Annotated in this window: 2 protein-coding genes and 2 rRNA genes; 3 read left to right on the top strand and 1 reads right to left on the bottom strand. The window is 60.2% G+C overall.

Annotated elements, in window-relative coordinates:
- The 3 genes from OA2633_RS15015 to OA2633_RS15005 form a co-directional block, all read left to right on the top strand.
- A 23S ribosomal RNA gene (locus OA2633_RS15015) occupies window positions 1–197 on the top strand; the annotation flags it as partial.
- 82 nt (window positions 198–279) lie between these two features.
- Window positions 280–394 (top strand): 5S ribosomal RNA (gene rrf / locus OA2633_RS15010).
- Between the two features lie 119 nt (window positions 395–513).
- Window positions 514–978 carry an acetyltransferase gene (locus tag OA2633_RS15005; RefSeq protein ID WP_009803434.1) on the top strand — a complete coding sequence of 155 codons (465 nt, stop codon included), beginning with the start codon at window positions 514–516 and terminating at the stop codon, window positions 976–978.
- 1,463 nt (window positions 979–2,441) lie between these two features.
- On the opposite strand, the gene OA2633_RS16420 is transcribed toward OA2633_RS15005, so the two are convergent.
- Window positions 2,442–2,633, bottom strand: a 192-nt coding sequence (locus OA2633_RS16420) for a hypothetical protein (protein WP_206740515.1), incomplete at its 5' end; no start/stop codon positions are given.

Below are 2,633 nucleotides of genomic sequence, written 5' to 3'. Positions count from 1 at the left end.
CTGTTGTTGCGCCAGCAGCATAGCAGGGTAGCTAAGTGCGGAAAGGATAACCGCTGAAAGCATCTAAGCGGGAAGCCCCCCTCAAAACCAGGTATCCCTATCAGAGCCGTGGAAGACCACCACGTTGATAGGCTGGAAGTGGAAGCGCAGCAATGCGTGAAGCGGACCAGTACTAATTGCTCGATCGGCTTGATCCAACAATGCTCATGGGCGGCGATCGCTTCGCCCCATGAAGCCCACAAGTCAGAATGTCTCTACAATATGCATCGGTCTTGCCGACCGGGTGGTTATAGCGAAGGCTCCACACCCGTTCCCATCCCGAACACGGCCGTTAAGACCTTCTGCGCCAATGGTACTATGTCCTAAGGCATGGGAGAGTAGGTCGCCGCCCGGTCCGCTAGACACGATGCAAAAAAAAGTTCTCCGTTTATAAATGCAAAATACGTAAAACCCCCGAGCCTCATGGCCGGGGGTTTTGTGTATTCATCCTGATGCAGTCATCAGGAAGGTCCCATGATCCACATCATCTCCTCAACCCCCGACCATGGCGATCGCGTCATCGCGATCTGGCGTGACGCCGTTGACGCCACCCATGACTTTCTCTCGCCTGAAGACCGGCGCGCGATTGATGCGGAGGTCTGTGATTTCCTGCCGGCCGCGCCGCTCTGGCTCGCGCGTTCAGAGGCCGGGACGATTCTGGGCTTCATGTTGCTGACCCCGACAGAGGCAGGCGCGCATATGGACGCCCTGTTCGTGGATCCCGCAGCGCATGGCCAGGGCGTCGGTCGGAGCCTTGTGGAGCACGCCATTGCGCGGCATGGCGCCATCACGACCGATGTGAACGCGCAAAATCCGGGCGCTCTCGGCTTTTATCGGGCGATGGGCTTTGTGGAGACCGGGTGCTCGGCGCTGGATGATCAGGGACGGGCCTATCCGCTCATCCATCTCAGCCGACCGGCGGAGATGCCCGGGGGGTGATGAGTCGTTCGCCGGCGGGATGAAATCCTTCACATTGCGGGTTCCCACACTCATCGCATGTTTAGGCGTGCTCGCGGCGATCTGCGCATCTCGGGGCGATGCCCGGGTGTGTATGCAGAGAGAGAGGAGCCGGCAAAGCCGGATTTGAGCTCCATCAGCCTGATCGCACAGAGATGGAACTGGTCGGCAGCCTTGCCCGAGAGCCAGGCGAGAGGGGTCAGGGCGGTGCGCCTTCAGAGTCGGAGACCATGCTGGTGTGGAGCAGCCTCATGCGAGATCCGCAATCCGAGGATCTGTCTGCGTCGGCTTGGTGTCGGGTTCGAGCTCATACCGGCCCGGCGCGTTGATCGCTGGGGCCTGCTCAGCCAGTCAGGCTTTCGTAGGCTTCAATGACAAGAAGCGCGTGCGCAGGCTTGCCGCGGTCCCAGATGATGGCCGGCCCCGTCCTGAGGGGCGCCGGCCAGCGCGCAGGTCCTGATTGAGTTCACGACTGCTCAGCGTGGTGAGGTCCCTCCTGAGGCTTTCATGATGGGGTGACGTGATCGAAAAGAGGCGCCTGATTCCACGCTTCAGGCGTTCGGGCGGGCGCGGTTCGCGGAAACAGGGGCTATGCCGGTCTGACGAATCGCAAATCCGCGTAAGCCGTAAGCCGTAAGCCGTAAGCCGTAAGCCGTAAGCCGTAAGCCGTAAGCCGTAAGCCGTAAGCCGTAAGCCGTAAGCCGTAAGCCGTAAGCCGTAAGCCGTAAGCCGTAAGCCGTAAGCCGTAAGCCGTAAGCGTTCATAGGGAGCCGGGCGCCAAAAGGCGCCCTGGACTGCAGACGCGGCGTTGACCCGGTCGGGGGAGGGGCGTACACACCGCCTCCCAGCGACGGGCGGCCCCGAATTCTTTCAGAACACGGAGCAGTTCAGAGCCGGGCGCCAAGTGGGAGTGCAGGGTGAATGCCTTGTCTTCTCATGGATTGCAGAGCGAAGACACACGCGAGTGAAGATCCTCTGCAAATCGGACTTGGCGAAGAGGCAAGGGGTCGTTAGACACCGCGCCTCACGTCTTCGAAAGGGTCTGCCGCTGCTGCGGCGCTCCTGAGGAAGGCGGTTGACGATGAGCCGGACGGTCCTTACCAACCGCGCTCCTCGTTGAAGGAATGGCGGGAGGCGGCGAGATCGTTTCACACTGTTCCGAGGCGGTCAGCCGATCCGGATTGAGTTCATCAGCCTGGATCATCGTTGCCGCAGCCTGTGAATGCGAAACGCTGAAACAGACTGCAGACACGAGGTTGACCGGGAGGTTCGGGGTCGATAGAAACCGCGCCTCACGCTTTGACGGCCTGTTCGCAACTGCGAACGCCCTGAAAAAGCGATTGACCTGGAGATCGGCTTTCACTAGAAACCGCGCTCCATTGTTGGCCGCCTTGGCCTGGTGTTACGGCGCTGAAAAAGGTGGTTGACTGGGGGATCGGGTTTCACTAGAAACCGCGCTCCTTCAGCCGGACGGCTTCTCGAGAGTGGGGCGGTTTGGCGGTCAGGTTTTCAGGTTGCGGCCTGGATGATTTGACCGGCTCTTTGACATTGTTGGTTTTGGAAAGAGAAGCGCAGCGGCGGCTTTCTGCGAGTGGAACAGCCCATTGGGCGATGTCACTCACTTTAAGCAAGTCTGC

This window comes from Oceanicaulis sp. HTCC2633 (assembly GCF_000152745.1).
Classification (GTDB): domain Bacteria; phylum Pseudomonadota; class Alphaproteobacteria; order Caulobacterales; family Maricaulaceae; genus Oceanicaulis.
Note: the sequence above shows the minus strand (reverse complement) of the source record. Positions and strands in the feature narration are given on the sequence as shown.